This window comes from Polynucleobacter sp. 31A-FELB (genome assembly GCF_018882405.1).
Lineage (GTDB): Bacteria > Pseudomonadota > Gammaproteobacteria > Burkholderiales > Burkholderiaceae > Polynucleobacter.
In genome coordinates, this window is sequence record NZ_JACVOO010000013.1 from 52233 (window position 1) to 58618 (window position 6386).

Below are 6386 nucleotides of genomic sequence, written 5' to 3' on the forward strand. Positions count from 1 at the left end.
TCTTTTATGAACAGTATTTTCAAAATAGCAGCTATTGTCTCTGCGACTTCGATATGCGCATCCCTGCCATTTGCTCAAGAAATTCCAGCGCGCGCAGGAACAATTGCTGCTGAAAATTCTGGAGCATTAGCGGCTCCCAAAAAAGAGGTGGATAAGGTCGATATCGCTAAAAAATTAGCCAACCCAATCGCGAATATGATTTCCGTACCTCTGCAGTATCAGTTCAGTCGTGGTGTGGGTAAAAATCAAGGTGGCTCTGAGCAAACTCTGTTATTCCAGCCAGTTGCCCCATTTGATCTTGGTGGTGGTGATACTTTCATTGTGCGACCAATTGTTGCTGGAGTGCGCGAGGTAAGTGTGCAAAATGCCGCGGGCCAATCCTTTTCTGGATACGGTATTGCTAGCGTGACTCTAGAGTCGTTTTATGCCCCCAATACCAATTCTTCCTGGATTTGGGGTGTTGGTCCCTATGCCGTATCCCCTTCGGGCAATAGCGGTAAGTTTGGCTCACAGCAAACAGGCGCGGGTGTGACAGGGGTCGTTCTCAATCGTGATGGCGCTTGGACTTATGGCTTATTGGGCTATCAGTCGTGGAGTGTAGGGGGTAATCCTACATTTGGTACGCAAAATAATCTCTATGGCCAACCATTTTTAGCGTACACCACCAAGGATGCTTGGACCTATTCCGCCAATATGGAAGCCCAATACAACTACGATGCACGTCGCACATCAAACCCGCTTTATGTTGGAGCCTCAAAGTTAGCGATACTAGATGGCATACCATTTTCGTTTAGTGCGGGCCCAATGTACTACGTCAGCAATACGCCTGGTGGCCCATCGGGTTGGGGTGCCCGTGCCACAGCAACCTTAGTGATTTTGAAGTAATTTTTTTGTACAAAGGAATTTAATATGAAATTCACACAAAAGTTATTGGTCACATTATTAATGGCTCAATGCGCAGTGAGCTTTGCAAAAGGCAATGCCGATACTATTTTTTACGGTGGTCCAATTGTTACTGTAAATGCCAAAAATGAAGAAGTGCAAGCACTTGCGGTTCAGAATGGGAAAATTGTTGCGGTTGGCACTAAAGATGAAGTTACTAAAGAATGGCAAACCAATAGCACTAAGGTGGTTGATCTCAAAGGTCAAACCTTAATGCCAGGTTTTGTTGAGCCGCATGTTCACGTTTTTGTAACTACACTTTTTGAGCGTTTAGGGCTAAATCTTAGCAACTTTAATTTACCCTATGACACGATGGACACTTTAAGTCAGAAGCTTAAAGCTGGACTCAAGAATGTTCCACCTGGCGGCTGGTTGTTTGCTTTCGGTGTTGATCCATCTCGTACCAATCCATTTATGGCTGAATTAACTGCTGATATTTTGGACAAGGTTTCTACAGATGTCCCTATCTTCGTTGTAAATCAATCTGGCCATCTAGCTTACGTTAATCACAAGGCTATAGAGCTTGCTGGAATTACTGATAAGACTCCCAATCCTACAGGGGGTGGTGTTTACGTCAAGGATGCGCAAGGTAAGCTAACTGGTAAATTAATTGAGCCACCTTCTTATTTAGCGTTTATGGCCAAAATGCCGCCACCTACAGAAGCCCAATTGTCTGGTGCTGTTAAGGGCATGCTCAATACTATTGCCTCAACTGGAGTTACCACTGCCTCTGATATGAGTGTGGGCGGAACCTTTGGCGTTGATAAAGAAATCGCCATGTGGAAAGATATCTTTGCTAAGAAGGCATCCCCAATTCGCGTACGTGGCTACCTGTGGGGAGAGACTTTACCAGTTGGCTTCAACTCGATTAAACCAAATGAGGGCGATGACAATTTACGATTTATTGGTATTAAATATATCTCTGATGGTTCTACGCAGGGGCTAACAGCTGCGCTGAATAACCCATACATTTATCCCAAGAACTCTAAATGGACTGGGGCTCTCGATTACAAAGATGCGGAGATCTATGGTTTGATGAAGCCATACTTTGATCAAGGTTGGCAAATTTCGATTCATGCAAATGGCGATAAAGCAATTGACCAAACTTTGAATAACTATTCAAAGGTTTTGGCGGGTAACCCCAAGCCGCAAGACCGTCGTTTACGAATAGAGCATTTCACAATCAACAATGAGTCTCAGGTGAAAAAAGCCGTGAAGTTAGGTGTTGTACCTAGTTTTACGATTGGTCACGTTGAGTATTGGGGTGCAGCTTTTAATAATCATCTGATTGGACCTGAGCGCTCTAAGCGCATTGATCCGGCTGGCGATTTTAAGAAAGCTGGAGGAAGATTTACGCTTCATAGCGATACCCCGGTATCCCCTGTTGGTCCATTGAGCTACATCAGCGAAGAGGTAACGCGCCAATGGCAGTTGCCGCCACAAAAAGTATTGGGCCCAGATCAGGCGGTTACTGTAGACGATGCCATCCGCGCCATTACTATTGATGCGGCTTATCAAATTTTTGCTGACAATATTGTGGGTAGTTTAGAGGTTGGCAAGCAGGCTGATTTAGTAGTTCTAGAAAAGAATCCACGCCAAACTGCTCCAGCTGATATCCGCAATATCAAAGTGAAGGGCACTTGGATTGACGGCAAGCCTGTTATTTTGAACTAATTTAGCTTAATGGGCATGCGTATTATTTTTTCACCCGCCTCGGCGGGTGTTTTCATTATTAGAGCCTTATAAAATCTGGCTTTCTTGGGATCTATTTTATCTAGGACATATTCATGAAGCTTAAATTTAAGGTCGTTTCGCTTGGCATGATTGGACTCTTTTCCAGTTTTGTTAGCGCAGTGCAACTACTCGATCCACCATCAAGCCCCAAAGTTTCTGAAATCACGGTGTTTGTGGCAAAGAAAATTGTCACCATGGATCCATCCATCCCAAATGCCACTGCGGTAGCTGTGGCGGATGGACGCATTCTGTCAGTTGGCTCATTGGAAGATATGAAACCATGGACCGATAAGTATCCAACAAAGATTAATCGCCAATTTGCAAATAAAGTCATGTATCCAGGTTTTGTTGAGCCCCATGCGCACCCTTTGCTTGCAGGTCTCTTGTTTAATAAGCCCCTTTTAACACCATCACCAATGCCGAACCCTTGGGGTCCCGCGTTTCCAGGTGTTCCAACTTTACAGGCCGCGATAGCGCAATTAAAGAAGTACTCAGATGCCATTTCTGATCCTAAAGAAACTCTTTTAGTTTGGGGCTACGATGTAGTTGCAATGGGAAAAATTCCCGACCGTCAATTATTAGATCAAGCCTCTAGTACTAGACCAATTATTGTGTGGGATTTGTCGGGTCACGATATGTATGTCAATTCCGCCATGATTCAGCATTACGGAATTACTCTAGATAAAGTCAAAAGTATCAAAGGTATTGGTTTGGATAAAGACGGTCAGTTAAACGGTCAATTTTTAGAGATACCGGCCATGCAATATATTCTCAAGCTTGCAGGAAAAGATATTTTGAAGCCGCATGAGATTCCAAATGATTTGATGTATATCAATGATTTGATGCAGCAAGCTGGCATCACGACATCGGGTGATTTAGCGTTTGGAACGATGAATATTGAAATGGAAACTAAGATTGCCAAAGCATATAGTCAGTCACAGGCTGGAGCTTTACGCATTGTTCCAGTGGTTTATGCTGAGCCATTCATTCAAAAGTATGGTGACAAGGCGATTGTTGAGGCTCAGAATTTAAAGCAAGAGGATAACGATCGTCTGATTTTCCAGGGCGTGAAGTTTTATAGTGATGGCGGTTATTTGCCAGAGACCATGCGCATGGAGCATCCTAGCTATACCAATGGCACCCTAGGTTCAACGAATTACCAGACTGCCAAAGACTTTTCTGACGCAATGAAGCCATGGTGGGATGCGGGGTATCACATTCATATTCATAGTAATGGTGATATTGGCAATCAAAACTCAATAAATGCCTTGCAACTCATGATTGACGCTAAACCTCGCTTTGACCATCGTTACACCATCAATCACTTTGGCATTCCTTCCACTGCAATGGTTATGAAGATCAAGGCGCTTGGCGCAGTAGTTAGCGCAAATATGTCTTATATTTCAGAGCGCGCTAAATTGGAGTACCCAGCTTTGGGTGTTGATCGTGCGTCTTACGCAACCAGATTAGGCGCTTTGGTTAAAAGCGGCATCGTTACCTCTATCCATTCGGATGCGCCAGTATCTGCGCCTGCTCCATTGAAAGAGGCATGGACTGCGGTGACTCGTAAAGACGTATACAACGATGGAAAAGTATGGGCTCCAGCCGAGGCTGTAACAGCTGCAGATGCGATGAAGATGATTACTATTAATGCTGCCTATACGTTGGGTGTAGAGGATAAAGTAGGCAGTATTGAAGCTGGTAAGTTTGCCGACTTTGCTGTCCTTGACTCGGATCCACAGACAATTCCTGCAAATAATATTAAAAATGTATCTGTTTTTGCAACCGTCTTGGGCGGTAAGGTAATTCCAGTTTCAGAAACAAAAAAGCCAAGACCACTGCAATGATTTGGTGGTTTTGCTCATAAAAATACCAACCCTTGGGTTGGTATTTTTTTCGTCAATTCTTTGTTTGTCGATGCTCTTACTTGATCCAAGAAATAAATTGTTCTTTAGCTCTTCTGACTTTCTTTAACTTGACTAGCCAGTCCTCATCGGTTTTTCGATAGCCCAGGGGAAGCATGACTACGCTGCGTAAGCCTTTAGATTTCAGGTTTAAGATTTCATCTACCGACTCTGGATTAAATCCTTCCATCGGTGTGCAGTCGACTTGCTCATAGGCGGCAGCAATCAAGGCTGTTCCTAGGCCGATATAGGCTTGTTTAGCTGTATGTGTGAAATTAACTTCGGGATCTCTATTCGGGTAAGAATTGAGAAGCATTTGGCGATAAGCAGTTCCGGACTCACTCTTGAAGTCACGAATGGTTTCGGTCATATCAAATGCAGCATTAATGCGCTCAGCAGTGTAGTTATCCCAGGCGGCAAAAACAAGTAAATGAGAGCAGTCTGTAATTTGAGATTGATCGTTGGAGACGACTCTAATTTTTTCTCTCAGTTCTTGGTTGGTGATGACAAAAATCTCATATGGCTGCAATCCGCTTGAGCTTGCAGTTAATCTAATTGCCTCAAGAATTCGATCAAGTTTTTCCTGGGGGACAGATTTCGTCGCATCCATTTTTTTAGTAGCATAGCGCCATTGCAACTTGTCAATCAGAGTCATTTTTTTCCTTTAGATTCATTAATGCAGCAATTGAAGCAGTGTAATGTGATTTGGATTTATTTGAACCCACTTATGATGCGCACTGCAGTAGAAGATGTTCGCGAAGTAATGTGGCTGGGGGAGATAGGGTTGCCCCTTCTCTGCTGGCAAGTAACAAATTGCGTTTAGCCCAGGACTCCTTTAGAGGAATGGCCGCTAGGCCCATAGCCTGGATCTGGGCTGCGCAAGCTTGAATAGGCAACACGCCAATACCTAGATTAACGGAAATCATTTGGCACATCGCATCGTAGCTACGTACCTGAATTCTTAATCTCATTTGTTTGCTAAGTTTCTCGGCGCTCCTGGAAGTGAGTTCCAGTAAAGAGCTGCCTCGATTGAGGCCTACAAAGTCATAGTTCAAACATTCTTCAAACGACACACTTTTCTTTTTGCTCAGTGGGTGCATCTGGCTACAGGCAATCACCAGCTCATCATTGCCAATCACTTGAGTATCTAAGCCCGTGGTGGGCGATCCTTCAGCAAATACGCCGATATCGGCAATGCCATCCATGAGCGCTCTCACAATATCCCCGCTAATCTGCTCCTCTACTTCCACCTGAATTTCAGGATGCTCACTTAAAAATTGCGATAGGGCTGATGGTAGAAATTCCGTGAGGGCTGACATGTTAGCCCAAAGACGTACATGTCCTTTTACGCCCTTGGAGTATTCACCTAATTCATTGCTAAATTGTTCAAAACCCTGGAAGAGTCGCAAGGCATGCTGCATTACTGCATGACCTGCTTGAGTCAGGGTGACTCCCCTGGCAGATCTATCGAGAAGGGAGATGCCCACCGTGTCTTCTAGCTCAGAGATTCTGCGGCTGGCGGCAGAAAGGGCAAGACTGCATACATGGGCGCCTTTAGTAATACTTCCACTTTGGGCAACAGCACAGAAGAGCTTGAGGGTGACAAAGTCGATTCTGGCGGGGTTTATTTGAGTATTCATGCTGATATTCTAGCTAAGCCTTCGCAAAATGAGAAGGCTAGTGACCTCCTCCCAATAAATTGGACACCCTAAATTAGAAAAAATCGGCGATATTATCCCTAAGGAGGGGTGCGCCATGAAGAGGTCAAAGTTCACAGAAGAGCAGATTGCTTTTGCATTGCATCAA

At 44.3% G+C, this 6386-nt stretch carries 5 protein-coding genes; 3 read left to right on the forward strand and 2 right to left on the reverse strand.

The window, feature by feature from the left end; translation table 11 throughout:
* Positions 1-6 precede the first annotated feature (6 nt).
* The 3 genes from ICN30_RS08695 to ICN30_RS08705 all read left to right on the forward strand — a co-directional run bounded on the left by ICN30_RS08695 (position 7) and on the right by ICN30_RS08705 (position 4523).
* Positions 7-885, forward strand: a complete 879-nt coding sequence (locus ICN30_RS08695) for a hypothetical protein (RefSeq protein ID WP_216274881.1) — start codon at positions 7-9, stop codon at positions 883-885.
* Positions 886-909: 24 nt separating this feature from the next.
* Positions 910-2616 carry an amidohydrolase gene (locus ICN30_RS08700; RefSeq protein ID WP_216274884.1) on the forward strand — a complete coding sequence of 569 codons (1707 nt, stop codon included), beginning with the start codon at positions 910-912 and terminating at the stop codon, positions 2614-2616.
* A 113-nt stretch (positions 2617-2729) separates the two neighbouring features.
* Positions 2730-4523 carry an amidohydrolase gene (locus tag ICN30_RS08705; protein WP_216274886.1) on the forward strand — a complete coding sequence of 598 codons (1794 nt, stop codon included), beginning with the start codon at positions 2730-2732 and terminating at the stop codon, positions 4521-4523.
* A 76-nt stretch (positions 4524-4599) separates the two neighbouring features.
* On the opposite strand, the gene ICN30_RS08710 is transcribed toward ICN30_RS08705, so the two are convergent.
* Entirely contained in the window at positions 4600-5235 is a 636-nt protein-coding gene (locus ICN30_RS08710; RefSeq protein ID WP_216274888.1) for an NAD(P)H-dependent oxidoreductase, read from the reverse strand.
* A 70-nt stretch (positions 5236-5305) separates the two neighbouring features.
* On the reverse strand, positions 5306-6220 hold the full coding sequence (locus tag ICN30_RS08715) for a LysR family transcriptional regulator (protein WP_216274890.1): 915 nt from the start codon (positions 6218-6220) through the stop codon (positions 5306-5308).
* Between the last annotated feature and the right edge of the window lie 166 nt (positions 6221-6386).